The organism is Brevibacterium sp. SMBL_HHYL_HB1, from assembly GCF_018208375.1.
Classification (GTDB): Bacteria; Actinomycetota; Actinomycetes; order Actinomycetales; family Brevibacteriaceae; genus Brevibacterium; species Brevibacterium intestinavium.
The window spans coordinates 3,027,969-3,051,905 of record NZ_CP062936.1; the positions used below are offsets into that span (position 1 = coordinate 3,027,969).

A 23,937-nucleotide genomic window follows, 5' to 3' on the forward strand; every position below is an offset into this window, starting at 1 on the left:
CAGTCGGGACGCCATCTCCAGGTCCACTTCGGCCACGAAACGCAGTCAATCGGCAGATTCTCGAGCCATTTCGATCACCGTGGCCGCAATGTCCTCCGGATGCGATTCCGGCAGCCAGTGGGAGGCCCCTTCAAGCGGGACGAAACGATAAGGACCCTCGACGTAGCGAGCGCTGAGCTCTGCGGTTGCGCGGGAAAAGGCAATATCCTCGCTGCCCCAGATGAAGCTCGTGGGCACCGTGATGGGAGTGCTCGGCGTCCGATCGCTGCCGTCCATCGCTTGGTAGTACTTGATCACGGACAGAAAGGCCCCTGGCTCACTGAATCGAGCAACATAGGAGGCTGCGAGGTCGTCGGGGACGGCTCCGCCGTAGAGATCGACCAGTCTCTTCCCGTCATCGCGCAGCAACGTTCGGGCCACTCCTTCCGGGTGGTCTTGGATCGACCGCATATAGCCCATGCGTTCGTACTGGTCATCGTCCGTCTTCAGCTGTTTGCCCAGTGCTCTGGGATGTGGAGTCGACACGATGGTGCAGGTGTGCAGGCGCTGCGGGTGGTTCGCGGCAAAAGGCCAAGCGACCAGTCCGCCCCAATCATGACCGACGAGGTGGAATCGTTCGAGCCCCGCCGCGCGGGAGACTTCGTCAAGGTCGGCGACCAGGTGCGCAATTGCGTACTCCCCCACCGATTCCGGGCGCACTCCCGGCGAATATCCTCGTTGGTCATAGGCGAACACCCTCATCCCCTGTGCGAGGAGCAGGCCAGCAGTCCTCTCCCAGCAGGAAGCGTATTCCGGCCACCCACGCAGAAGGATCGCCTCGCCGAGGTCGGGGCCCGGGTGCGTCGGCGTCGCCCGGAAAGCGGCGAACTCCCCTTGGTCGGTGGACACCGTCAGCGCCTCGGCGTCGGCGGTTGCCGGCAGCTCCGCCAGGCGCTCGGCCACCGATGCGTTGTCGAACGGGGCACCGCTAAAGGGCTGGGAAGTCGTTGATGCCGTCACGGGTCAGCCTCCTAGTTGATTGAGATCCATTGATTCTCGGTTCCGGTCATTGGACACAGGTCAATGCTGAGCCCCCGGCGGCCCGGAGACTGCTATTTGCGACGTGAACCGTCGGTGGGAATGCCCAGTGCGTTGATCCACAGTTTCGTCGCGGTCTCCACGATCAGATCGTCACTGCCCCACCCTGGTTCCTCGACCGCATATTTGAAGTACGCCATCCGCCCGACCATCGCTGACAGCGCCCGGGCGGACATGAGGGGGTCGAGGCTCGGGTCCACGTAGCCTTCGTCCTGGAGCTTTTGGATCCACCGGCAATTGCGTTCGGCGAAGGCCCTCGCCCGGTCGAGGCGCAGGCGACGGAAGTTCGCGTCGATCGCGGCAACCTGTTCGAGCAGGAACATCAGCTTCGCATTGCGCTTATACGACTCGACATAGGCCCGATGTCCGGCTTGGAGCTGCTCGATGACGGTGCGCTCTTCGTCGCTGCTGTGCGGCGGGCCCGGGTGGAGCATGTCCTCCTGAGCGTCATTGAGCACAGCAGCGAAAGCCTGCTCCTTGCTGTCGAAGTAGGTGTAAAACGTGCCCGTGGAGCACTTGGCCTCTTTGGTGATGTCGGTCAGCCGAGAATCGATGAAGCCATCACGTTCGAACACGACTCGGGCGGCGGCGACCAGAGCCGCCCGAGTGCGGGTTCCCCTCGTGGTCGTCGGGGGATCGCGCAGGAGCGCGGTATCCACGAGCGTGGGGAGATCCTCAGCTGAGCCTTCGGTCGTCGACATGACAGCCAATCCTACAATCCATTTCTTCGGCGCGAACTCGGTGAGTGTGCCTCATGATGTCAGCCCGCTCTCCCGCGCAACAGCCCATCCCCGATCGATGATCGCCTGAACGTCGCCGGCCGCGGGTACGCCGTGGGCAGCGGCGTTCGCGGGGTTGTCCGCGACGCGACGACGGACGCCTTCGGCGATGATCGCGATCTTCCACAGCCCCAGCGTGTGCCAGAAGCCGAGCGTTCGCCTGCTGCGACCCGAGACAGCCAGGTATTCGGCAGCGATCTCGGCGCGGGTCGGGTATCCGTCCACTGCGGTCGGGGCGCCAACAGGCACCTCGCCGGCCTGAGTCCAGTACGCCAAGGAGCTGCCCACATCGGCCAGCGGGTCACCCAGAGTCGCCAGTTCCCAATCGAGAACCGCTCGGATGTCACCGGTGGCACTGTCGATGATGACATTGCGGATGTGGAAGTCACCATGGACCAGGGTGATCTCATCGGGCTCGGGCAGGTGCTCGGTCAGCACCGAGGTGAGAGCGTCGAGATCGGGGCGGTCCTGGGTCCGGCTCTCCTCGAGTTGGCGGCTCCACCTCTTCAGCTGCCTCGGCGCGTAGGGTTTCCGAAACGCCAGGTCACCCAAGCCGACAGCGTCGATGTCGACGGCGTGGATCTTCGCCAGGGTCCGAGCGAGTTCGAGGCCAAGACGTCTGCGGGTCTCAGGGGCGATCTGTCGGGCGGCCTCCTCATCGTCGATGACGGTTCCCTCGACGTGTTCCATGATGACGACCGGGACATCGGCGACTGCAGGGTCCTCACAGACACCGATGGTGGCGGGAACCGGCACTCCGGTCGACTGCAGGGCAGCGATGATCCGGTGCTCCCGGGCGACGTCATGAGCCGAGGCAAGGAGATGTCCCAGCGGGGGTCGACGGGCGATCCACGTCCGGCCCGCCTCGTCGTCGATGCGGTAGGTGAGGTTCGACTGCCCCTGCCCCACACGGGTCCCGCGGAGCGAACCGGTCACCGGCTCGCCGGCGTCCCGTATCCATCTCGCCAGGCTCGGCAGGTCGAGTTCGACGCTCATCGGGACTCCCGTGCGTTCTTCCTCCGTCGCAGTTCACGCCGCGCGATCGACCGTTTGTGCACCTCGTCGGGACCATCGGCCAATCGCAGTGTGCGCTGATGGGCGTAGAAGCTGGCCAACGGAAAATCGTCGGTGACTCCTCCGCCGCCGTGGACCTGGATCGCCCGGTCGATGATCGTCAGCGCCATGTTCGGGGCCTTGACCTTGATGGCCGCGATCTCCGTGGCCGCTTCCTTGTTGCCGACGGTGTCCATCATCCACGCAGCCTTGAGCACGAGGAGGCGGGTGGCTTCGATCTCGACGCGTGCCTCGGCGATCCAATCCTGGATGTTCGCCCGGTCTGCCAGCGGCTGACCGAAGGTGACTCGTTCCTGGGCACGGTCGATCAGAAGGTCGAGGGCGCGTTCAGCCATTCCGATCGAGCGCATGCAGTGGTGGATGCGGCCCGGTCCCAGCCGGGCCTGGCTGATGGCGAATCCGTCACCCTCGCCGGAGAGCAGCGCAGTCTTCGGCACTCGCACATCGTCGAAGATGATCTCTGCGTGGCCTTCCCGGTCGAGGTAGCCGAACACCGGCAGTCCCCGGACCACGGTGATGCCGGGGGTGTCTTTGGGGACGACGAGCATCGACTGCTGCCGGTGGGTCTCGGCGTTCGGGTCGGTCTTGCCCATGACGATGAAGACCTGGCAATTGGCATGCAGGGCGTTCGAGGCGAACCATTTCCGCCCGTTGAGCACATAGTCGTCCCCGTCGGGAACGATGCTCATCTCGATGTTCGTCGCATCGGAGCTCGCCACCGCCGGTTCGGTCATGCAGAACGCCGAGGCGATCTCACCGTCGAGCAGCGGTTTGAGCCACTTCTCCTTGTGCTCGTCGGTCCCGAAGAGCGCAAGGACCTCCATATTCCCGGTATCGGGTGCGTTGCAGTTGATGGCCTCGGGGGCGATCTCCGCACTGCGTCCCGTGATTTCGGCAAGATGCGCGTACTGAAGGTTCGTCAGTCCTGCTCCCCATTCGTCGTACGGCAGAAACAGGTTCCACAGTCCTTGGGATCGAGCCTCCCGCTTGAGGTCTTCGAGGACGGGCGGGTGGAAGTTCGGATCCCCGGCCTCTGCCCGTTGCCGGTGGTAGACCGGTTCCGCGGGGTAGACGAAGTCGTCCATGAAGGCGTTGAGTCTGGATTGGTAGTCGCGGGTCGTCTCATCTGGTGCGAAGTCCATTGTTCCTGCTTTCTCGGTGAGGGGTGTATGCGGTGTCAGGTCTGGTGATCATGGGCACCGGCGCCGCCGGTCTCTCCTCTGACTTCGAGGACGACCTTGCCGCGCACGGATCGGGAGTCGATGAGCTCGAGGGCCTCCTTCGCCCTTTCCAACGGGAGCACGCTGTGAATGACGGGATCGAGTGCCGCTGAACTCAGATGCGGCCACAGCGTGTCCCACTGGGTGGCGACCATCTCCGGTCGTCCGGCCAGTGCCGCGCCCCACCCCACTCCGGCCACGGAGATGTTGTTCAACAGCAGACGGTTGACCTTGACTTCGGGGATGGATCCTGCGGTGAATCCGAGGACCAGAAGAGTGCCGAAGGTCTTCAGTGTGCGCAGGGAATCGGTGAACCGATCACCGCCGACCGGGTCGGCGACGAGGTCGACACCGCCAGGGAGCAGGTCCTTGACCGTGTCTTTGAACCGTTCGGCCAAGACCACATGAGAAGCGCCGAGGCTGCGCACCGTCTCCGCCTTCTCCTCGGTCGAGACCACGCCCACGACTTCTCCGCCGTAGGCGCGGGCGACCTGGACGAGGGCGCTGCCGAGTCCGCCTGCGGCGCCGTGGACGAGGACCGTCTGACCCGGTTCGAGTCTCCCGCGCACGCGCAGCGCGAAGTCCGCGGTCAGGAGGTTCATCGGCATTCCTGCTCCTGCGGTCAGCGATACGGACTCCGGAAGCGGGAGGACGCTGGCGGCCGGGACGACGATGGACTCCGCGTAGGCCCCCGTATTCGCCACCCCGACGACGCGGTCGCCGACGCTGAGACCGGTGACGCCTTCGCCCAGCTCACGCACGGCTCCGGAGACTTCCGACCCCACTGTGTAGGGCAGCGGCGGCTGCATCTGGTACTGCCCGCGAGATTGGAGCAGTTCGGGGAAGGTCACGCCGGCATAGGCGACGTCGATGAGGACCTCGCCAGGCCCGGGTGTCGGAGTCTCGACGTCGCGCAGTTCGAGGGAGCCGGGGCCGTCGGTGGCTCTCAGCTGCATTGCTCTCATGATGGTCGGGGGTCCTTTCGTTTGGGTTCGCCACGTGGGTGATGCTGTCAGGGCGGTCGATCGGGAGCGGATCTGGGCGGGGCAGTGAAGCCGTCAGCGGGGCGGCCGAATGGGTCGTCGTCGAGGACGTCAGAGACGAGACGAGGCGACGACACCGCCGTCGACGGCGATCGTCTCTCCCACGACGTAGTCGCCGGCCCGGGAGGCGAGGTAGGCCGCGACTCCGGCCATGTCCTCACTGGTGCCGATTCGTCCTGCCGGGATCTTCGTCTTAACCTCGTCGCCGTGGTCGCGAGCGTCCTTGTTCATCTTCGTGCCGAAGGCCCCGGGAGCGATGCCGCTGACGATCACTCCGTCCGGGGCCAGCCGGGAGGCCAAGCGTTTGGTCAGGTGGATCACCCCGGCCTTGGACGCGTGGTAGCTGTAGGTCTCAAGCGGATTGGGTCGGATGCCGTCGATGGAGGCGACGTTGATGACCTTGGCGAGGTGGCTCCCCGAGGTCGCGGCGGCCCGCAGGTCGGGCGCGAGTGCCTGTGTGAGGAAGAACATCGCCTTGAGGTTGAGGTCCATGACCTTGTCCCACCCGTCCTCCGGGAACTCGTCGAACGGCGCGCCCCAGGCGGCACCGGCGTTGTTGACGAGGATGTCCAGACTCGTCTCGTGCTCACGGAGCCGGGCCACCACCGAGGCAAGTCCCTCCTTCGTCGAAATGTCTCCGGGCAGAGACACGCAGGTTCCCTGTTCGGACAGTTCGGCCGCAGTCCCGTCACAGGCCTCGGCCTTGCGGGCGGTGATGTAGACGCGCACGCCCGACTGCACGAATCCCTCGGCGATCATCCGGCCGATTCCGCGCGAGCCGCCGGTGATCAGCGCACTGCGCCCTTTCAGCGAAAACAGTGTCGACATGTCCATGGAAACTCCCTTGTTCGGTATGACTGCACGGTCTGTCCGGCATAGAAGAGCCGGATGTCAGTGGCTCAGATGTCTGCGTTGTGTTCGGTGAAATAGCCGATCGACTCGGCGACGCAGATCGGCTTCTCGATCCCCTCGGCTTCGAAGATCTGAGTGGTGGTCACCTGTGCGGACCCGGTGCCGCGCGCATCGACGGCTGAGACCGTCGCCCGCATGCGCACCTTTGAACCCACTGGTCGAGGCTGCGGGAATCGCACCTTGCCGTAGCCGTAGTTGAGACTGTGCGCGAATCCGTCGAACGCCATGAGCTCCTCCATGAACCCCGGCCCCAGCGACAGGGTGAACAGTCCATGACCGATCGTGCCGCCGAAGGGACCAGCGGCAGCACGTTCCTCGTCGACGTGGATCCACTGGTGGTCGTTCGTCAGGTCGGCGAATGAGTTGATGTCGTCCTGGATCAGCGTGTGCCAGCTGGTCGGACCGAGTTCCTCACCGACGAGCGATTCAAGGTCGGCGATGGTCGTGGGCCTGATGGGAGTCGTCATTGTCTGCCTTTCGGTGGGTGCGACGGGTCACGCGCGGTCCGTGAAACCCGAATCATCATCGTATTTGAAATTGAGTTCAGATTCACTAGTCTGAGACTAGCCGTGTGCGCTGGGTCACTTCAAGGCGGCACAGAAACAAGCCTCACGGCAGGGACGTCTACGCAAAGGAGCGGCACCCATGGCAGAAGTCCAGACCGTCACCGGCACCATCGACAGCAGCGAACTCGGCCGAACCCTCGTCCACGAGCACATCTTCGTCCTCAGCGAGGAGATGCGGCAGAATTACGACACGGCCTGGGACGACGAAGAGAAGATCGCCGATGCCGTCGCCAAGCTCAATGACCTCAAAGCCGCGGGGATCGATACGATCTTCGACCCGACGGTCGTGGGTCTCGGTCGCTACATCCCCCGGGTCCAGAGAGTGGCCGAGCAGACCGACCTCAACATCGTCGCAGCCACCGGCCTCTACACATTCACCGACCTCCCCCACCAGTTCGAGCATCGCGGCCCGGGTCTCCTCGTCGACGAACCGGAACCGCTCGTGACACTGTTCGTCCGCGACCTCGAGGAGGGCATCGCCGACACCGGAGTCAAGGCCGCCTTCCTCAAATGCGCCATCGAATCCCCCGGGCTCACCGAGGGCGTCGAGCGCACGATGCGGGCGGTCGGTCAGGCGAGCGCTCAGACCGGCGCCCCCATCACCGTCCACACCAATCCACGCACAGGCTCCGGCCTGGTCACGCAGCGAGTGCTCAAGGAAGAGGGCGCGGATCTGGGGAAGGTCATCATCGGCCACTCGGGCGACTCGACAGACCTCGACTACCTGTCCCAGATCGCCGAGAACGGATCGTTCCTGGGCATGGACCGGTTCGGCATCGACGCCTATCTGCCGACCGAACCGCGCGTAGACACCATCGTCGAACTCGTCCGTCGCGGCTATGCCGACCGCATCACCTTAGCCCACGATGCAGCGTGCTACATCGACTACTTCACTCAGGAAGAGAAGGCGCAGATCCAACCAAACTGGCACTTCCGCCACATCAGCGACGACGTCATTCCGATGCTGCTGGACAAGGGCGTGACCGAAGACGATATCGACACGATGCTGGTGAACAACCCGCGCCGTTACTTCGAGTAATACCGATCGACCATATGCACTGAGGGACCATTTTCGACGATGAAGGGAATCCCGTGTCAGTCCACGCACAAACCATCAATCCGCAGGTGAAACCGGACAAACACGCTGGATTGAGAACTGCCGGCCTCGTCGGCTCCTCGATCGAATGGTACGACTTCTTCCTCTACGGCACAGCGGCCGCACTGGTCTTCCCGCAGGTCTTCTTCCCTGATACGAGCGGAGTCACCGGCACGCTCCTGGCGTTCTCGACCTTCGCCACCGGTTTCATCGCGCGGCCGGTCGGCGGGCTCGTCGCCGGCAACTTCGGAGACAAGATCGGCCGCAAGCCCATGGTGGTCATCGCCCTGCTGGGCATGGCTGTCTTCACCTTCCTCATCGGCTGCCTGCCCTCGGCCGGGAGCATCGGCCTCATGGCCCCGGTCCTGCTCGTCACGTGCCGATTCATCCAGGGCATCGCCTGCGGCGCCCAGTGGGGCGGGCTGGCGCTGCTGCTCAGCGAGTCCGCCGGGCCCAAGCACCGAGCATTCTCGGGCTCGTTCATGCAGGTCGGCGTTCCCACTGGAGCCCTGCTCGGCAATCTGGCCTTCGTCATCGTCTCGTCCGCGGTCGATGAGGCGGCCTTCGTATCGTGGGGCTGGCGGATCCCGTTCTGGACCACGGCGCTGCTGGTGCCGATCGTCATGTACATCCAGCTCAGAGTCGAGGACTCCCCCGAGTTCAGACAGCTCGAGAACGAGGTGTCTGCGGCCAAGCCGAAGGTCGTGCAGGCACCGCTGTGGCAGGCCATCAGATCGCACTGGAAGACGATACTGCTGGCCGCGGGCACACTGTCGGGAACGAACTGCGTCTTCTACATCACGATCGCCGGAGCCCTGTCCTACGGCACAAGCTACCTGGGTATGGACTACGGGCAGATGCTCATCGCCGCCATGCTCTCCTGCGTGTTCGGCATCGCCACCATCCTCATCGGCGGCAGGCTCGCCGACCTGATCGGTCGCCGTCCGGTCATCATCATCGGTGGCGTCGGCCTGCTGGCGTGGGCGTTCCCCTATTTCGCCCTGATCAATACGACGGACATCGTCCTCTTCGCGGTCTCGATCAGCGTGGCCAGCGTGTTCCAGTCACTCATCTACGCCCCGATCGCCGCGTACTTCGGCGAATTGTTCGCCCCGCAGATCCGCTTCTCCGCGGTCTCTCTGGCCTATCAGCTCAGCGCGATCGTCGTGTCGGGCTCGACGCCCATCGTCATGACGTGGCTGATCGCGAAGATGGACGGATCAACGCTGGGGATCACGCTGTTCGTGTGTGCGATGGCCCTGATCACCGTCGTGTCAACGCTGGCGCTGAAGGAGACGAACCCGAAGTCCGTCAGGCAGTCACAGACAGCTGTCCCGGGTGAACACCTGCGCACGGAGACCGTCGCGGTCCAGCCGGCATAGTCGGCCCGGCCCGCGTAGTCGGCTCAGCTCGCAGCGCTGCTGCTACGCAGCTTTGCCTGGTAGCGGCGCATCCCGCGGATCCACCGGTCGTAGTCGGAGCCCTTCATCCGGTACATGTCGAGGACCTCGGGGTGGGGCAGAATGAGGAAGGTCTCGGCTTCGACCGCGGCCATGACAGCCTCGGCGACGTCCGCCGGCTCGTGGACGTTGCCGGCTTCGGACACGGCCCGCTGGGCGGCGAGTTCCTCTGCGGTCAGGGAGTCGGGGTCCTCGCCCCACAGGATCTTCGTGTTCACTCCCATCGGGGCCAGTACGGATACGCCCACTCCCTCGTCGCCGTAGGTCACCGACAGCCATTCGGCGAACGCGAGCGCGGCGTGCTTGGTCACCGAGTAGCCGGCCTGGCCGATCTGTGTGAGCAGTCCCGCCGCCGAGGCGGTGGCCACGAAATATCCTTCCCCGCGGGTCTGCCACCGGGGTACGAGCCGTTCGGCGGCGCGGATGTGAGCCCGCAGGTTGACGTCGAGGATGCGGTCCCAGTCGTCTTCGCCGCCGATTCCGGAAGCCCCAGCGATCCCGGCATTGGCGAAGTAGAGATCGATATCGCCGAGTTCGCGGCCCGCAGCGGCCAGCAGATCGTCGACCCCGGCCGCCGTGGAGACGTCCCCGGTCCAGTGCGGCTGGCCCAGTTGCGCCGCGGTGTCCGTGACCGCCTCGGCGAGGTCGGCAAGCAGCACCCGGGCCCCACGCTCATGCAGGGCCCTGGCCAGTGCCGCCCCGATTCCTGATGCGGCCCCGGTGACGACGGCAGTGCGTCCCTCGATCTCCATAGTCCTCTTCCTCTCCGGCGCACCCCGTTGTGTCCGAAACGCGGCCGACCTATAGTTGAACCTGTACTCAAGTTCAAGTATTTCAGCATCCACATATTGCTGTCGAGCCCCGCGCGGGCCCGTCCACGTCGTGATCCGAAGGAGCTTCATGACCACGAAGTCGCGCACATCGATCATTGATCTGCTCACCCCTTGGGCGGAGAAGGACCCGGAGTCTGTCGCAGCGGCCACGCCGCCGGGACCAGATCGGGTGACGCTGTCGAAGGTGCGCCTCCTTGGCGAAATCGGTGCCGCCCGTGACCGCTACCTCACTGCGGATGTCCACCCCGGCGATCGGATCGTGCTCATTGCGCCCAGCTGTCCGGAATTCCTCATCGAGTTCTTCGGCGCGCACGCTGCCGGGCTGGTGGTCGTCGCCGTCAATCCGCTCTCGACGGTCAGGGAGCTCGACTACATCCTCACCGATTCCGAAGCCCGCGTACTCGTGGCGCATCCAGCCTCGGCCGAGGCGGGGAAGGCTGCGGCCGCACAGCATGACGTCGAGTTCCGCACCCTGCCCGTCGTCAGCGATGAGGGCCCCCGCGCCGAGGTGGGTGCTGAGTCCGATGTCACCGTCGATCGTGCCGGTCTCGCGTGGGACGACGTCGCCGCGCTCCTCTACACCTCGGGCACGACGGGCAAGCCGAAGGGGACGATGCTGACCTTGGGCAATCTCGTTTCGGCGAGCGATATCGTCCGGGAGATGATCGAGGCCACGCCCGCCGACCGGTCCGCGACCGGCCTGCCGCTCTTCCACGTGTTCGCTCTGGCGGCCGTCACCCTGCCGGCGATGAGTGCCGGTGCGCCGGTGACCCTTTCCCCCGCTGGGATCCGCAGGCCTTCATCGATTCGCTCGCCGAGGATGAGACGACCATCGTCTCCGGCGTTCCGACGATGTGGATGTCGGTGCTGGCGAAGGCCCCCGAGGGCGACGCACCGGACCTGCGCATCATCAGCTCGGGTGGCGCCTCGATCGCCGCCGAGGTGGTCCGTCGGGTCGAAGATCGCTTCACGGCGCCGCTGGCGGAGGGCTACGGACTCACGGAGACGTCCGGACTGGGCACGTTCAATCCGCTGCATGGGACAAGGAAGCCCACGAGCGTCGGCCCGGCGGTGCCCGGATTCGAGGTCAAGACCGTCGACCCCGCCAGCGGCGAAGAGCTGCCTGCCGATGAGGTGGGTGAGGTGCTGCTGCGTGGGCCCGCAGTCATGGCCGGCTACTGGAAGAAACCCGAAGCCACCGCCGAGGTCCTCGATGCCGAGGGCTGGTTCCGCACGGGCGACCTCGGTCGGGTGGATGAGGACGGGTATCTCTTCATCGTCGACCGCATCAAGGACCTCATCATCCATGGCGGATACAACGTCTACCCGCGCGAGATCGAAGAGGTCATCTATGAGATCCCCGAGGTCGATCAGGTCAGCGTCGTAGGCACTCCGGATGAGAAGTATGGTCAGCAGGTCACCGCTGTCATCGCCCGCACTCCAGGTTCCGACCTCGGCGCAGATGAGGTCGAGCGGTTCTGCCGGGAGAATCTCGCCGCCTATAAGATCCCGCGGATCATCGAGTTCCTCGACGAGCTGCCCAAAGGACCCAGCGGCAAGATCCTCAAACGCGAGATCGTGCGCATGTTCACCCCGAGCACCGAGGCACGCTGAGACAGGCGGGCATCATCGTCGGCAGGCGGTTGCGGGCGGAACGGTTCGCATTCGAACGCCGGCAAGGCCGATGGAAGAAGCACAGCAACTTCCCCCTATAGCCCGATAGGCCGCCATCAGATCAGCGCGGCTTCTCACCCGTCTTCATCATCAACCTCGACAACGATGGATTGATCGGCAACATCGCCCGCATCCGCCTCGCGGATTGTTCCCCAGTGAGGCTCAGCCTCTTCGTAACCGTCGTCGATATGCGTTGCGGCCTCGACGAGTTGTTCGTTCCAATCCGGCCCGGGCACTTCGACGCCGGGGAGGACACTGTCTGCCATCATTGCATCCTCCTCAATTCGTACCGAAGCGAGGTGTTCTCATCCTGCAGATCGAGAATGATTCCGATGCTGGCGAGATTCGCGCCCGCGTCAACCAGCTCCCGCACACGCCGCAGACGAGCAATATCCTCGCGACTGAACCGCCGCGTCCCGCCCTCACTGCGCATAGGCGTCACGAGGCCGCGAGCCTCGTACTGCCGCAATGACTGCACCCCGACACCGGTCAACTCCGCAACATGCGAAATCGAGAACAAGCGCCCACCAGACTCTGAAGTCACCATCTCCCCATCTCCCAAAATTCCCCCTGAAACAGGGTTGACATTCGCACTCTGATCGACTACATCATATGTCTATCAGATGATGTAGATCATATCATCTGCACGAATTCACTATCCAGCAAAGGAGGTTTCACCAATGATCATGATGCGCACTGACCCATTCCGCGAAGTCGAGCGCCTGAGCAGAGAAATCTTCGGAGTCACCGGGACAACGGCTCGCCCCGTGATGATGCCGATGGACGCCTGGCGCGACGGCGATACTTTCCGCGTCGAACTCGACCTGCCAGGAATTGATCCTGACAACATCGACCTCGACGTCGAGAACAACGTCGTCACCGTCAAAGCTGAACGGCCCGGCCCCGACCACGGGGAGTCTTCAGTCGCGGCAGAGCGACCCCGCGGGACCTTCAGCCGTCAGCTCGTCCTCGGCGACAACCTCGACACCAGCAACATCACGGCGAACTACGACGCCGGTGTGCTCACACTCAGCATCCCGGTCGCGGAATCAGCGAAACCCCGCAAGATCGCCATCAACTCAGGCTCTGCTGAACCGGCAGCCATCAGCGCCTGACCACAACTGGTGGGGTGTTCCCATGCAGACGTGTGCACCAGACGTCCAGCTGGGTATCGATGCTGCGTTCTGGACGATCATCCTCAGCCACCGCGAACTGCGGGACCTCGACACGAGTCACCACACAGGTGATGGACCGCAGGTCGTGAGTCATTGCGGGTGCCGGGTCTTCAGGCACTCCGCACCGTGGCTGCTGTTCCGGTCGCCCCGCCTCTCAGCAGGCCAGGTTATCGCTCACCGAGTCCTCGCTTGTCAGCGTTCACCTCCCCGGCTCAACGGCGCTGACATCTTCGATGAAAGGAGGTGAGACGTTTCCGCACCCAGGTTGAGCTATGCAGCCGTGTGGTCGCGTCCGCAAGTCTTTCTACCAGTGTGCTCGACGCAAGATGCGCGGCAGTGACGTCACAATGACGACGAAATGATGCGGGCCCGTCCACGGCTTCCCCTTCTGGCCCCGGGGCATCCCCCGGGGCCAGACCATGTTCGGTTGAGATGAGAGATGAGGAGACCGTGTTCGTCAGCTTCTTGGAGAAACTGTTGATTGTCTGGCCCTGGCACGCTCGAGCACTGATCGGCAAAGCGATATCATCCCGCTATCGATCCTCGGTCGGCCAGCGGCCTGTGTCGCTTGACCGCCTCAGGACTCCTTAAGCAACGCCTTGACCAGTTCACGGGGAGTATTTTCGTCGACGTCTATGCCGACAGTGTCGCGGAGGTACGCCCGGACGCGTTCGACGCTCTCATCGCTTCCGAGTCTGCTTCGTTGCCATCGTGCACCATCGACGAATGCTTCCCGTTTGTGCTCGCGCAACGCCGAAAGCGAATAGGAGTGTCCCAGGACATCAAACTCGGGATCGGGATGAACCTGTTTCGCGGTCTCTATCGCTGTCTGTTCCCAACGCAACTTCTCATCACCTAGCTTCGGTCCAACGGCGTCGTGATTGATGTCAGTGTTATATACCGAAAAGGCTCTCGGCTCCAATGCCTGTGCGTCGGCAATGCCAGTTGGTGAGCATCCCGTCGCAGAGCCGTCAGCCTGGTGAGCGTCTGTGATCGAAGTCCGTCCGCCCCGAGCCGGGCGGACGAGACGGCCGGTCGGGTCGCTGGAGGTGATCATGGCGCCCTCCATCCTTGGAAGTAGCTGGAGGTTGGGCTGGATCAGAGCGGGCTGCCTGCCTGACGTGGTCACGACTGCGCTAGCCTGTGAACAGGCCGACGGCTGAAGCCGATGCCCAAGCAACACCACCCGCAGCATCGTCTAAGTGAGGTCCCGAAATGAATGCCAATCATGTCGGCATTGTGTGGAATCCGTCCAAGACCGAGAAGGCAGACCTTGAGGCCGCGCTCCCGACACAGACTGGCGTCGATATCACGTGGCACGAAACTGAGGAAGACGATCCCGGCAAATCAGCGACGCAGGCCGCGCTCGATGCCGGTGCTCAAGTGATCATCGCGGCAGGAGGGGACGGGACAGTCCGTGCGATCGCTGGTCACCTCGCGGAGATCGGCTCCTCTGCCGAGCTCGGCATCGTTCCGCTGGGGACCGGGAACCTCCTAGCCCGCAATCTCGACGTTCCGCTCAACAGCTTGGGCGAGGCAATGGATCGCGCCTTCAACGGCACAGCACGCGAAATCGACATGAGGCTACCCTCGAATAGTGGACACCCAAGTTAGCGGGATTCGCAGTCCTGCTGGAAGGATGTTCAATATGTCAGATCAGAAGCGCCAGCGGCGCTCTTACACCCCGGAGTATCGGATCGAGGCGGCGAATCTCGTCATCGACACCGGCAGGTCCATCGCCGCGGTGGCCAAGGAAATCGGAGTCGGTGAACAGACCCTGGGCACCTGGGTCAAAGCCGAGAAGCACCGACGCCGCGGCGACGGTGAGCCCACGGGCCCGTTGAACGAGGGCGAACGGGCTGAACTGGCACGGTTGAGGCGGGAGAACTTCGATCTGAAACAGGACAACGAGTTTTTGGGAAAAGCAGCCGCCTTCTTCGCGTCGAAGCCTCGAAACAAGAGAAATTCGAACTGATGGATTCGGAGAAGGCTCACTACGCGATTCGCCGGATGGCCAGGCTCCTCGAGGTGACGAAATCTGGGTACTACGCATGGAAGAAGCGTCGGCAGACCGGACCATCGAAACGTGCCAGAGCGCAACGGAGCCTGGATGGGCACGTCGCAGAGATCCACGCGGACTCTGATGGCGTCTACGGGGCACCACGGGTGGCAGCGCAACTGGCTCGACAAGGCGTGAGCGTGGACGAGAAGACGGTCGCGGCCTCGTTGCGCAGGCAGGGCCTTGAAGGCATCAGCCCGCGCCGGTTCAAACCGGTGACGACTCTGCCGGGGGTGGCGACTCATCACATTCCGGACCTCGTGAAACGGGTCTGGGACCGAGGTGAGTTGGATGCTGTGTGGATCAGCGATATTACGTATCTGCGCACCTGGGAGGGGTTCGTGTACTTATGTGTGATCCGCGATGGGTGCTCACGTCGAGTGCTTGGTTGGGCGATGGATGCCAGGCAGGATTCTGACCTCGTGGAACGGGCGTTGAGGATGGCTCATACGTTGCGAGAGCTGGTTCCAGCTGACGTCATTTTTCATGCCGACAAAGGAGCGCAGTACACGTCGTCGCAGTTGCATCAGGCGTCTGTCGAGTTGGGTTTGACGCAGTCGGTGGGCCGGACTGGAGTGTGTTGGGATAACGCGATGTCGGAGTCGTTCTGGTCGTCGTTGAAAACGGAGTTCTTCGAGCGGCGAGTCTGGCAGACCCGGGCCGAGGCAATGCGGGAAGTCGCTCGTTGGATCGAGGTGGTCTATAACCGGCGGAGGTTGCATTCGGCGTTGGGGATGGTTCCGCCGGTGGAGTTCGAGGAGAAGTTCTGGGCCGAGCAGAGTGCTGGTCGGGTTCAGGAGGAAGCGTCGACGCAGGCTGCGTGACGTGGTTCACGTGTCCACGACTTGCGGGGAGCCCCAGACATGGGCTGGGTGGAGGTCACCCTTCCCCAGGGCATGAATCGTGAGCCTTTCGTCGTCATGGCCGGGTTCGGAATAGATGCCCACATGATCACAGAGACCAACGATGACCTTAAGGACAAGGCAGGATGGCTGGCCTATGTTGAGTCGCTTGGGCGTGCCGTCTCTGCCAGCGATGTCATGGAGATCAACCTGTCACGCGGAGGTGAACCGATCGGGCACGAGTCGGCGCATACGCTCATCGTCGGCAATTGCGGCACGTTGCAGGGTGGTATCACTCTCCTTCCCGATGCCGATCCCACCGATGGTGAACTGGATGTCCTTATCCTCAAGGCAGAGGGTGTCGCCGGTTGGCTCGACACGATGAAGAACATGGTGTGGGATAACGGTCTGCGGAAGATGATGGCGAAGGACGAGTCTGCGCAGAGCAGTGAGAGCGCGGTACATCAGCGGATTTCTTCATTGACGATTGAGCTTGAGCAGCCGCGCATCGTCGAGGTTGACGGTGACGAAGTCGGTGAAACTAACCGGATCGATGTGACGATCAAGCCCGCGGCGCTGCGAGTGCGCTAGTCCGGCAGAGACTACAGGGCACCGCGTTGGACCTCGTCCGGGCGAGTTTGAGCAAGGAGGGCTTCGAACTCACCCACTCGAAGATGCTCATCAACGGATTCCTCGGCGAGGTCGTGGGTCTGGAGAACATCCTCGGCGAGTTCTCATACAACTTCGCCGTCTACGGCACTCCGGATCTCAGGGCTCCGTGGGGATGGCAGCTCTATGGACATCATTGCGCCGTCAACTGCCTCGTCGTCGAGGGCCGAATGACGATAGCCCCGGTGTTTCACGGCGCTGAGCCAAACGAAATCGACGCGGGGCCGCACGCGGGCCTGCGATCCTTCGACGATCGCGTCGACGCCGGCACCGACCTCATCGCGTGCATGAGCGAGAGTCAGCGCGCCGAGGCGGTCATCTACGACGAGATCGTCGATCCTGCGATGCCCGAAGGGCGAATCCATCCCGGCGATGAGCGCCATCTGGCCGGGGCGTTTCAGGACAATCGGGTCATCCCCTACGAGGGGGTGCAGGTGGCCACGCTGGATGCGCGGGCACAGGAAGCGGTCGTCGACCTCGTCGCGACCTTCCTCAAAATTCTGCCCGAGGGGCCGCGACGCGCGAAGGTGCGCGAAGTGACGAATCACCTGGACGAGTCGTACTTCAGTTGGATCGGCGGGACCGAGCCGGGAGATGTGTTCTACTACCGATTCCAGTCACCAGTACTCATCATCGAACTCGACCACCACTGCGGAGTGTTTCTCGACTACGACGTCCCCCAGCGTTTCCATGTGCATACGCTCATGCGCGTGCCCAACGGCAATGACTACGGCCGTGCCTGGGTCCGCCAGTGGCAGCGTCGAACTGACGGTCGAGTCGAAAGCAACACCCGATGAGCACAATCTGAGGGTGTAGTCGGGATCGTAAGCTGGCTCCAGGGCCCGGACCGAAAGGAGTATCGCCAACAATGAATACGATGAAGATCGCCGTCATCGGCGGAGGAATCGCTGGTGTCACCACCGCTTACGGTCTGGCGCGCCGGGGCGCGACGGTCACCCTGATCGACGATGCCGCATCAGGTCAGGCGACAGCTGCCAGCGCCGGGATCATCGCTCCCTGGGTATCTTCGTCGAGCGGTGCCTTCTATGAAGCGTACTCAGCTGGAGGCAACTACTACCCGGAGTTCCTCGCAAGGCTCCATGACCTAGGGATTCCCGAACTGGGATACAGGCGCTCCGGCGCCCTGATGGTCTCGCGAGACGATACAGAACTCGACGCCGTCGAAGACCGGGTAGCCCAGCGCATTGCTGAGTCCGGTTCCGTCGCAGGAACGCTGGAGCGCGTAGACAGCACACAGGTCAACGAACTGTTTCCCGCCCTGTCCACCGAACTGACGGGTTTGTACGTCTCCGGCGGCGGACGGGTCGACGGCCGCGTTCTCCGGAATGCGACGTTGAGTGCCGCAGTCCTTCTAGGGGCCGAGCACTGCGAGGACGCAGTGATCGCGATCAATCCCCTCGGCGACACCGGATGGCGAGTGCAGACGATGCGCGGTCCGATCGACGTTGACTCTGTCGTCGTGGCAGCAGGGGCGAGAACTCCAGAACTGCTGCTTCCCCTCGGTGTGAGCTGCGCAGTGAGCCCGCAGCGTGGACAGATCACCCATCTCAACCTTCGTGGAGTGAACACCTCACAATGGCCAACGGTCCACCCCTTCACACCCAACTACATGACCCCGTTCGATGGAGGCAGGATCGCGGTCGGCGCAACCCGCGAGACCGGGAGCGGCTACGATCCCCGCGTCACCGCCGCGGGACAATTGCAGGTCCTCCGGGACGCGCTGGATTTGGCGCCCGGACTGGCCGATGCCACAGTCATCGAGACCCGAGTGGGCATTCGCCCTATGGGTGACGACAACCTGCCGATCGCCGGAGAAGTGCCGGACAGATCAGGCTTATGGACGATGACGGGCTACGGCGCGGGCGGGCTGACGCTCGGGCCGCTGCTGGGCGATGCCGTCGCCCGCAGCATCCTCGGAAACCCCGCACCGGAGCTGACGGCGTTTCCCACAGCCACGCCCATGTGAAGGAGTCTTCAGCACGGCCGGCTATGGGGCGTGCGCGGAGAAAAGCGGTCCGATCGGCCCACCTCACCCCTTGCGCATAATAAAGACCGTCACGGAGCTCCCAGCCAGGTCGATCCGCAGCTTTCCGTCGTCGCCCATCCCGCCGCTCGGAGTAGCCGACGAGCTGGTGGCACCCGCCCCAGCCGACGCGCTCGCCGATGCCCCCGAAGCCCCGTCCCCGCTGAACGGCACATCAGCCGGCAGCGGGTTCGCCGGCACAACCTGCGTAGCACTCTTCACATCGTTCGACTCCCCGTACACCTGCGACGCCGACGAAACACTGAACCCCGACGGCATCGACAGCGTCACGGGATTCCCACCCACCGAAGTCGCGTCGTTCGCATTGATCACCGTCGTCACCAGCGTGCGACCGTCGTTCTTGACCACGGTGTAGGCGCTCATATTCCCGCCGCCGGAAACTGAAGTCCGCGTGAAATGACCACCGACACTCGGCACCAGCAACCTGAGCCCGAGCATGTTCGGCCTCACCTGAAACTCATTCGACCGGTCCCCGTGATCGGCCGGATCGCAGATGAGCGACATCGGCGCTCCCCCATTGCACGCCCCGAGCATCGAATGCATGGCCATCCGCTCGACCCCGAGTGTCGCCGCATACATCGTGTAGTCGGCAGCCCACAACGCCGAGGCGTTCGTCAGCGAGGTGTCATTCGTGCCTGGGCAGCTCGTCGGCCCGGTCTCTTCGAGCCACAGCGGCAAATCCGCAGCGTCAGCCTTCGATTTCCCGATGCCGAGGTTCTTCTTCGCCGCCTCCTTCGCCAAAGGGTCGATGAGGTTCGCCGCCTGCGGCCCGCGTCCCGGGACCTGAGTCGAATCGCATTCGTAGAGCTGATACCAATGCTGCGCGAGCGCGGTCTTGTGATTGACACCGGAATCCAGGAAGGCAGTCATCCACGCGCCGTCGTAGACATCGGGGCCGATGATCGGCGCATCGGGGCGTTTCGCATGAATGGCCTTCGCATACGTCTCAAGCTGCTTGACGTATTTGTCTTCGTTCCAGCCGTCATCCCGGACGGCTCCCCCGGGAACATCGTCCACGGTGTACCCGTTCGGCTCATTGCCGATCGCCAGACCGACAAGAGAATCGCCGAGGATGTCGACCGCATGCGCGGCCATGTCCGCTCCGCGTTTCGGATCGTAGGTGCCCAGAGGAATGCCGATGGTGACGGACGAACCGGTGACGTCGACGAGCTTCTTCAGCCGTTTGAGGTCATCAGGTGTGACGGTGACCTTCTCACCGTGCTTCGACTTCTCACCCTTGGACGTCCAGAACGTCCTCCGGTCGAGAGCATTGCCACCGAACCGCAGCGCCGGCGATCCGAGGGACTTCAACTGCTCGTCGAGGTTGGACTGCGCCGGATCGAGTCGAGGATCGGCAAGGTCGGTGGCTTCGAACGAGATCCCAACATTGTCTGCCGTGAGGCCCGGACCCGTTTTGTCGGTGGACGCAGTCACCACCGCATCGTCTCCGGAGATCGCGCCGGCAAACGACTGCTCGAATTCAGTCGGAGTAGGGCTCGGTTCTGGGGACTGGCTCGAGGACGACGAATCGCCCGAATCGAACCACGAGCACCCGGACAGAACGAGGGCGAGCGCCACCACGCCACCCTGGATGCTCCTTCTGAGGTTCACTCCGATAACTGGCTCATCGTAATTGAGAGTGTAGAACCGGTCTGAAGCCACCGGACTCGAGCAGACACCTCGCGATGTAATGCGTGAGGTTGCGGAATCCCAGCGCGGACCCGCGTAGATGCTCGAGTCTGCCGTTGATCGCTTCAGTGGGACCGTTCGACGTTCCCGGTCGGGTGAAGAATGCGAGCACATCAGCAGCTCGACGCTTCAACGTTCGTCCTAACCGTTTGAGCTCGACAAGTTCGGGTGGCAGATTCGTTGTCAGGGCGTCGATGACCGTTTGCAAGAGTCTCTTGCCCTCTTTGCAGTCCGCGGTTCGGTAGGCGCTGACAATGTCTTGGTAGACAGCCCAGGTGACTTCGACTTCGGTGAAGTTCGGGTCAGCGAAGAGGTTCGCGATTCTTTCCTGCTGCTTGGTCGTGAGTAAGCTGCTGCCCGTGTGAAGAGTTCTTCTTGCCCGGTACAACGGGTCCTTTGCTCGTCCGCGATGGCCGGTTGTCTCCTGCTGAACTCGGCGACGTACCTCGTCGAGGGCATCACCGGCGAGTTTGACGACGTGGAAGGGGTCCATGACTTCCACAGCGTCGGGCAGCTCCTCAGCTGAGGCTGTTTTGAAGCCGGAGAATCCGTCCATCGCGACGACGTCGATGCCCTCACGCCATTCTTTCGGTCGGTCTTTCAACCATTGTTTGAACACCTGCTTCGAACGGCCAGCCACCATGTCGAGCAGACGTGCCGAGCCTGTTCCCTCGCTGATCGGGGTGAGGTCGATGATGACGGTGACGTACTTGTCACCACGCCGGGTGTGCCGCCATACATGCTCGTCGACACCAATGACGCTGACCCCGTCGAAACGGGTCGGGTCGTTGATCAACAACCGCTTACCTTCAGCGAGGACGGCGGAGTTCGCGGTGTGCCAGGACACGGCGAGTTTCGCAGCGATGACGGACACGGTGTCGTGATCGATCACGAGGGCACGCAACGCCCAGTCGAGGCCGGTTCGCGAGATCTTCGCTCGTGGTGGCGCCGCAGCTGTGGTGTCTTGACGCCAGACGCGGCCACACTCGACGCATTTGTAACGGCGGAGGCGAATGTGAAGCGTGGTTGGTCGGTGGCCGAAAGGTTCGTGGGCCAGCTGGCGGACGACGGTGTCGCGAATGATCCCGTGGCCGCCGCACCGTCGGCACCAGTCATCTGCCGTGTTTGGCCGGCATTCCAGGATGGCCTTTTGCCCGGTGATGTTTTGGCCGGTGCAGGTCAGATCGAGGGTGTCGAGTCGGCAGAATGTCGTGAGGTCAGGGGTTGAGAAAGTAGGCTTGGCCACGTCGAGGTCTTTCGGATGGACTGTGTGAGAACTTCCATCATCGGAAGACCTCGACGTCTATCCGCGCAGCGACGCGCCGTGTCCTGGAATCACCGATCTACACTCTCTTTTACGAAGAGCCCCTTTGTCGAGCAATCCACGCCAGAACCCGAACGTACATTGGGCGACAAGCTTTCCGGGTGTCTTAGGGCCGCTGACGCGGCGCCAGGCAGTATTCAATGCAGACGACGACCGGTCGTCGAGAGGAATATCTGTATTTGCATACCATTCAGCTCCCCATTTGCGCTCGAGTTGAGTACTCATGGAATTTCGCAGCGCCACCTCCAAGATAGCCAGATCCGCGAGGAACCCTACGGACACTGCACGATCCCACAGATACAGTTCACGAGCGAGCCGAGTATCTCCAGCCGCAGCGGACCGATAGGTGCTCATACGAGGCGGGGTGATCGATCGGTCGAGAGCTGCAATCTGCTGGGGCGACAACTCCACTGGATTCTCCATCTCGTTTAACCTATCCTGGAGGGGAAGTCCCCGGCATAAGCCTCTGTCGAACCTGAGTCGGCACGCAGCCGGGGTTTTTCTTTTGATCAGTGTAGGCAATACCAGTTCACGTTGCTGTCCCCTTCATCGTCCTCCGTATTGAGTATGAGGCTTGAGAGGCGCGCGCAACCAGTGCTCGAGCACCCACTGCTCCCAGAGAACCCGACCCCGTACTCCACTGTTCGTGGATGTACGGGGTCGGGCCGCCTCGGCGAGGGTGTCACTTTTTGACATCGAAGGATTCGATGTCGTGTCAGGGGATCATTCCCCGTCGATGTGTTCGGCTGCGGTCTCCCTGGTGTTCTCGACGTTGGTGACGACTTCGTCCGACTTGAGCCGGGTCTTGATGCCGACGTAGACGACGATGGCGGTGAAGAGGGTGCAGGCCAAGAGCCACGGAGCCGAACACCATCGCCAGGAACAGCTTCCAGCTAGTGTCCCACCCGGCCCGGAACACGATGAGGTCTGCGCCTTAAGGTGGGCGCGGGTCTCAGCTCCCTGCGTTCGCGTCCGCGGTCAGGTGGGCGCGCGCCTCGGCGAGCATGGCCTCACGGGTCGCGATCTTCACGCGCTCACGTCCCTCGGCCTCACCGAGGGCCTTCTCCGCGGCCTCGAGCCGGTGATAGCCCTCCCAATCGGTGAAGTCGACGCCCTTCGACTCGAGCAGCTCGACGATCGAAGACTCCTCCGGGTAGAGGGGTTCGGTGAGCGCACCGGCGGCCTGGTCGTCGAGAATATGCCCGATCGTCTCGAGCGCATCACCCTTCGTGTGACCGATGAGCCCGACGGGGCCGCGCTTGATCCATCCGGTCGTGTATACGCCGGGGATGACGTCCGCCTCGGCGGCCTGGCCCTGATCATCGGCGTCGACGACGCGACCTTCGTGATTCGTGATGACCTTCTTGACCTCGTCGAACGGCAGCTGCGGCAGCTGCGTTCCCGCATAGCCGACGGCACGGTACACAGCATCGATGTCCCAGTCGTGGAACTGCCCCGTGCCAACGACGCCGGCCGAACCGTCGAGTTCCTGACGTTCCGTGCGCAGCCCGGTTACCCGATCCTCGCCGAGGATGGCCACCGGCGCGTGGAGGAAGTGCAGGTGCAGACGCCGCTTCGCTCCCGTCGGCTCCCGCAGGGTGAAGTCGGTGAGCGTCTTCGTCACCTGCTTGGTCTGGTTGTTCGACCGGATCGCCTCCTCCGAGGCCTCGTCGAACTCGAAGTCCTCGGGGTAGACGATGACGTCGACGTCTTTGACCTGTCCGAGCTCACGCAGCTCCAGCGGAGTGAACTTTGCCTGCGCGGGACCACGCCGGCCGAACACGTGGACGTCGGTGACCTTCGAGGACTTCAGGCCCTCGTACACGTGGTCCGGGATCTCCGTGGTGTGCAGGTCATCGGCCTGCTTCGCGAGCACCCGAGCCACGTCGAGGGCGACATTGCCGTTGCCGAGCACGGCGACCTTCTCCGCATCGAGCGGCCAGGTCTGGGCGACATCGGGATGAGCGTCGTACCAGTTGACGAAGTCGGCGGCACCGTAGGAACCAGGCAGGTCGATCCCGGGCAGCGACAGCGGTGCGTCGACGAAGCAGCCGGTGGAGAAGATCACCGCATCGTAGCGGTCGGTGAGCTCGCCGAGGTTGATGTCGGCTCCGTATTCGACGTTGCCGAACAGGCGGATGTCACCGCGGTCGAGCACCTTGATGAGGGCATTGATGATGCCCTTGATCCGCGGATGATCGGGGGCGACCCCGTAGCGGACGAGCCCGAAGGGTGAGGGCAGGCGTTCGAACAGGTCGATACTCAGTTCCAGGTCGTGTTCGGCCTTGGTCAGCAGGTCGGCGGCGTAGATGCCGGCGGGACCGGCACCGATGATGGCCACTCTGAAGGGAATAGCAGGCATGAGTTTCCTTGATCAATC

24 protein-coding genes and 1 pseudogene are annotated in these 23,937 nt (G+C 63.3%); 10 read left to right on the forward strand and 15 right to left on the reverse strand.

Features of this window, described 5'->3' with window-relative positions; all coding sequences use genetic code 11:
- Positions 1-45: 45 nt before the first annotated feature.
- The 7 genes from IG171_RS13980 to IG171_RS14010 all read right to left on the reverse strand — a co-directional run bounded on the left by IG171_RS13980 (position 46) and on the right by IG171_RS14010 (position 6,572).
- Positions 46-999 carry an alpha/beta hydrolase gene (locus IG171_RS13980; RefSeq protein ID WP_212128001.1) on the reverse strand — a complete coding sequence of 318 codons (954 nt, stop codon included), beginning with the start codon at positions 997-999 and terminating at the stop codon, positions 46-48.
- A 92-nt stretch (positions 1,000-1,091) separates the two neighbouring features.
- Positions 1,092-1,778 (reverse strand): TetR/AcrR family transcriptional regulator, encoded by a 687-nt coding sequence (locus tag IG171_RS13985; RefSeq protein WP_212128002.1) that lies wholly within the window; start codon positions 1,776-1,778, stop codon positions 1,092-1,094.
- A gap of 51 nt (positions 1,779-1,829) precedes the next feature.
- Positions 1,830-2,852 (reverse strand): phosphotransferase family protein, encoded by a 1,023-nt coding sequence (locus IG171_RS13990; protein WP_212128003.1) that lies wholly within the window; start codon positions 2,850-2,852, stop codon positions 1,830-1,832.
- Positions 2,849-4,072 (reverse strand): acyl-CoA dehydrogenase family protein, encoded by a 1,224-nt coding sequence (locus IG171_RS13995; RefSeq protein WP_139469845.1) that lies wholly within the window; start codon positions 4,070-4,072, stop codon positions 2,849-2,851. Before IG171_RS13995 ends, IG171_RS13990 begins: the two co-directional genes overlap by 4 nt.
- Positions 4,073-4,107: 35 nt before the next feature.
- Positions 4,108-5,115, reverse strand: coding sequence for an NADPH:quinone oxidoreductase family protein (locus tag IG171_RS14000; RefSeq protein WP_212128004.1), 1,008 nt, complete (start codon positions 5,113-5,115; stop codon positions 4,108-4,110).
- A gap of 129 nt (positions 5,116-5,244) precedes the next feature.
- Positions 5,245-6,021, reverse strand: a complete 777-nt coding sequence (locus IG171_RS14005; protein ID WP_249203706.1) for an SDR family oxidoreductase — start codon at positions 6,019-6,021, stop codon at positions 5,245-5,247.
- 71 nt (positions 6,022-6,092) lie between these two features.
- A complete protein-coding gene (locus IG171_RS14010) occupies positions 6,093-6,572 on the reverse strand; it encodes a MaoC family dehydratase (protein ID WP_212128006.1) in 480 nt (159 codons plus the stop codon).
- A gap of 178 nt (positions 6,573-6,750) precedes the next feature.
- Here IG171_RS14010 and IG171_RS14015 point away from each other — a divergent pair, with 178 nt between their 5' ends.
- A complete protein-coding gene (locus IG171_RS14015; protein WP_212128007.1) occupies positions 6,751-7,710 on the forward strand; it encodes a phosphotriesterase in 960 nt (319 codons plus the stop codon).
- A gap of 110 nt (positions 7,711-7,820) precedes the next feature.
- Positions 7,821-9,149: an MFS transporter gene (locus IG171_RS14020; protein WP_249203707.1), complete on the forward strand. Its 1,329-nt coding sequence runs from the start codon at positions 7,821-7,823 to the stop codon at positions 9,147-9,149.
- Positions 9,150-9,172: 23 nt separating this feature from the next.
- Here IG171_RS14020 and IG171_RS14025 read toward each other — a convergent pair whose 3' ends face one another.
- A complete protein-coding gene (locus IG171_RS14025; RefSeq protein ID WP_212128009.1) occupies positions 9,173-9,979 on the reverse strand; it encodes an SDR family oxidoreductase in 807 nt (268 codons plus the stop codon).
- A gap of 148 nt (positions 9,980-10,127) precedes the next feature.
- Between IG171_RS14025 and IG171_RS14030 the strand changes: the two are divergent.
- Both IG171_RS14030 and IG171_RS19110 read left to right on the forward strand, forming a co-directional pair.
- A pseudogene (locus IG171_RS14030) lies at positions 10,128-11,182 on the forward strand (AMP-binding protein); the annotation flags it as partial.
- Positions 11,183-11,227: 45 nt separating this feature from the next.
- On the forward strand, positions 11,228-11,674 hold the full coding sequence (locus tag IG171_RS19110; RefSeq protein ID WP_349252156.1) for a hypothetical protein: 447 nt from the start codon (positions 11,228-11,230) through the stop codon (positions 11,672-11,674).
- Positions 11,675-11,808: 134 nt separating this feature from the next.
- On the opposite strand, the gene IG171_RS14035 is transcribed toward IG171_RS19110, so the two are convergent.
- Both IG171_RS14035 and IG171_RS14040 read right to left on the reverse strand, forming a co-directional pair.
- Positions 11,809-12,003 carry a hypothetical protein gene (locus tag IG171_RS14035; protein ID WP_212128010.1) on the reverse strand — a complete coding sequence of 65 codons (195 nt, stop codon included), beginning with the start codon at positions 12,001-12,003 and terminating at the stop codon, positions 11,809-11,811.
- Positions 12,000-12,281 carry a MerR family transcriptional regulator gene (locus IG171_RS14040; protein WP_212128011.1) on the reverse strand — a complete coding sequence of 94 codons (282 nt, stop codon included), beginning with the start codon at positions 12,279-12,281 and terminating at the stop codon, positions 12,000-12,002. The genes IG171_RS14035 and IG171_RS14040 overlap by 4 nt, the downstream gene beginning before the upstream one ends.
- 136 nt (positions 12,282-12,417) lie before the next feature.
- Between IG171_RS14040 and IG171_RS14045 the strand changes: the two genes are divergently transcribed.
- Positions 12,418-12,849, forward strand: a complete 432-nt coding sequence (locus IG171_RS14045) for an HSP20 family small heat-shock protein (RefSeq protein WP_212131699.1) — start codon at positions 12,418-12,420, stop codon at positions 12,847-12,849.
- A gap of 637 nt (positions 12,850-13,486) precedes the next feature.
- On the opposite strand, the gene IG171_RS14050 is transcribed toward IG171_RS14045, so the two are convergent.
- Positions 13,487-13,966 (reverse strand): hypothetical protein, encoded by a 480-nt coding sequence (locus IG171_RS14050; RefSeq protein ID WP_212128012.1) that lies wholly within the window; start codon positions 13,964-13,966, stop codon positions 13,487-13,489.
- A 158-nt stretch (positions 13,967-14,124) separates the two neighbouring features.
- On the opposite strand from IG171_RS14050, the gene IG171_RS14055 reads away from it, so the two are divergent.
- The 5 genes from IG171_RS14055 to IG171_RS14075 all read left to right on the forward strand — a co-directional run bounded on the left by IG171_RS14055 (position 14,125) and on the right by IG171_RS14075 (position 18,466).
- Positions 14,125-14,523, forward strand: a complete 399-nt coding sequence (locus tag IG171_RS14055; RefSeq protein ID WP_212128013.1) for an acylglycerol kinase family protein — start codon at positions 14,125-14,127, stop codon at positions 14,521-14,523.
- 34 nt (positions 14,524-14,557) lie between these two features.
- Positions 14,558-15,792 (forward strand): IS3 family transposase gene (locus IG171_RS14060; RefSeq protein ID WP_212128014.1). Its coding sequence is split into 2 segments (ribosomal slippage): positions 14,558-14,840 and positions 14,840-15,792, totalling 1,236 coding nucleotides; the frame shifts between segments, so codons are not numbered across the junction.
- A 39-nt stretch (positions 15,793-15,831) separates the two neighbouring features.
- Complete coding sequence (locus tag IG171_RS14065; protein WP_212128015.1) at positions 15,832-16,401, forward strand: hypothetical protein; 570 nt, start codon at positions 15,832-15,834, stop codon at positions 16,399-16,401.
- A gap of 47 nt (positions 16,402-16,448) precedes the next feature.
- The gene (locus IG171_RS14070; RefSeq protein WP_249203708.1) at positions 16,449-17,276 is read left to right on the forward strand and encodes a DUF3500 domain-containing protein; all 828 of its coding nucleotides are present in this window, start codon (positions 16,449-16,451) and stop codon (positions 17,274-17,276) included.
- 80 nt (positions 17,277-17,356) lie between these two features.
- Positions 17,357-18,466 carry an FAD-dependent oxidoreductase gene (locus IG171_RS14075; protein ID WP_212128017.1) on the forward strand — a complete coding sequence of 370 codons (1,110 nt, stop codon included), beginning with the start codon at positions 17,357-17,359 and terminating at the stop codon, positions 18,464-18,466.
- Between the two features lie 63 nt (positions 18,467-18,529).
- On the opposite strand, the gene IG171_RS14080 is transcribed toward IG171_RS14075, so the two are convergent.
- From IG171_RS14080 to IG171_RS14090, 4 genes are all read right to left on the reverse strand, one after another.
- Positions 18,530-20,206: a hypothetical protein gene (locus tag IG171_RS14080; RefSeq protein WP_249204351.1), complete on the reverse strand. Its 1,677-nt coding sequence runs from the start codon at positions 20,204-20,206 to the stop codon at positions 18,530-18,532.
- The gene (locus IG171_RS14085; RefSeq protein WP_212128018.1) at positions 20,169-21,479 is read right to left on the reverse strand and encodes an ISL3 family transposase; all 1,311 of its coding nucleotides are present in this window, start codon (positions 21,477-21,479) and stop codon (positions 20,169-20,171) included. Before IG171_RS14085 ends, IG171_RS14080 begins: the two co-directional genes overlap by 38 nt.
- 801 nt (positions 21,480-22,280) lie before the next feature.
- On the reverse strand, positions 22,281-22,409 hold the full coding sequence (locus IG171_RS19270; protein WP_283091828.1) for a hypothetical protein: 129 nt from the start codon (positions 22,407-22,409) through the stop codon (positions 22,281-22,283).
- A 100-nt stretch (positions 22,410-22,509) separates the two neighbouring features.
- Entirely contained in the window at positions 22,510-23,919 is a 1,410-nt protein-coding gene (locus tag IG171_RS14090) for an FAD-dependent oxidoreductase (protein WP_212128019.1), read from the reverse strand.
- Positions 23,920-23,937 lie beyond the last annotated feature (18 nt).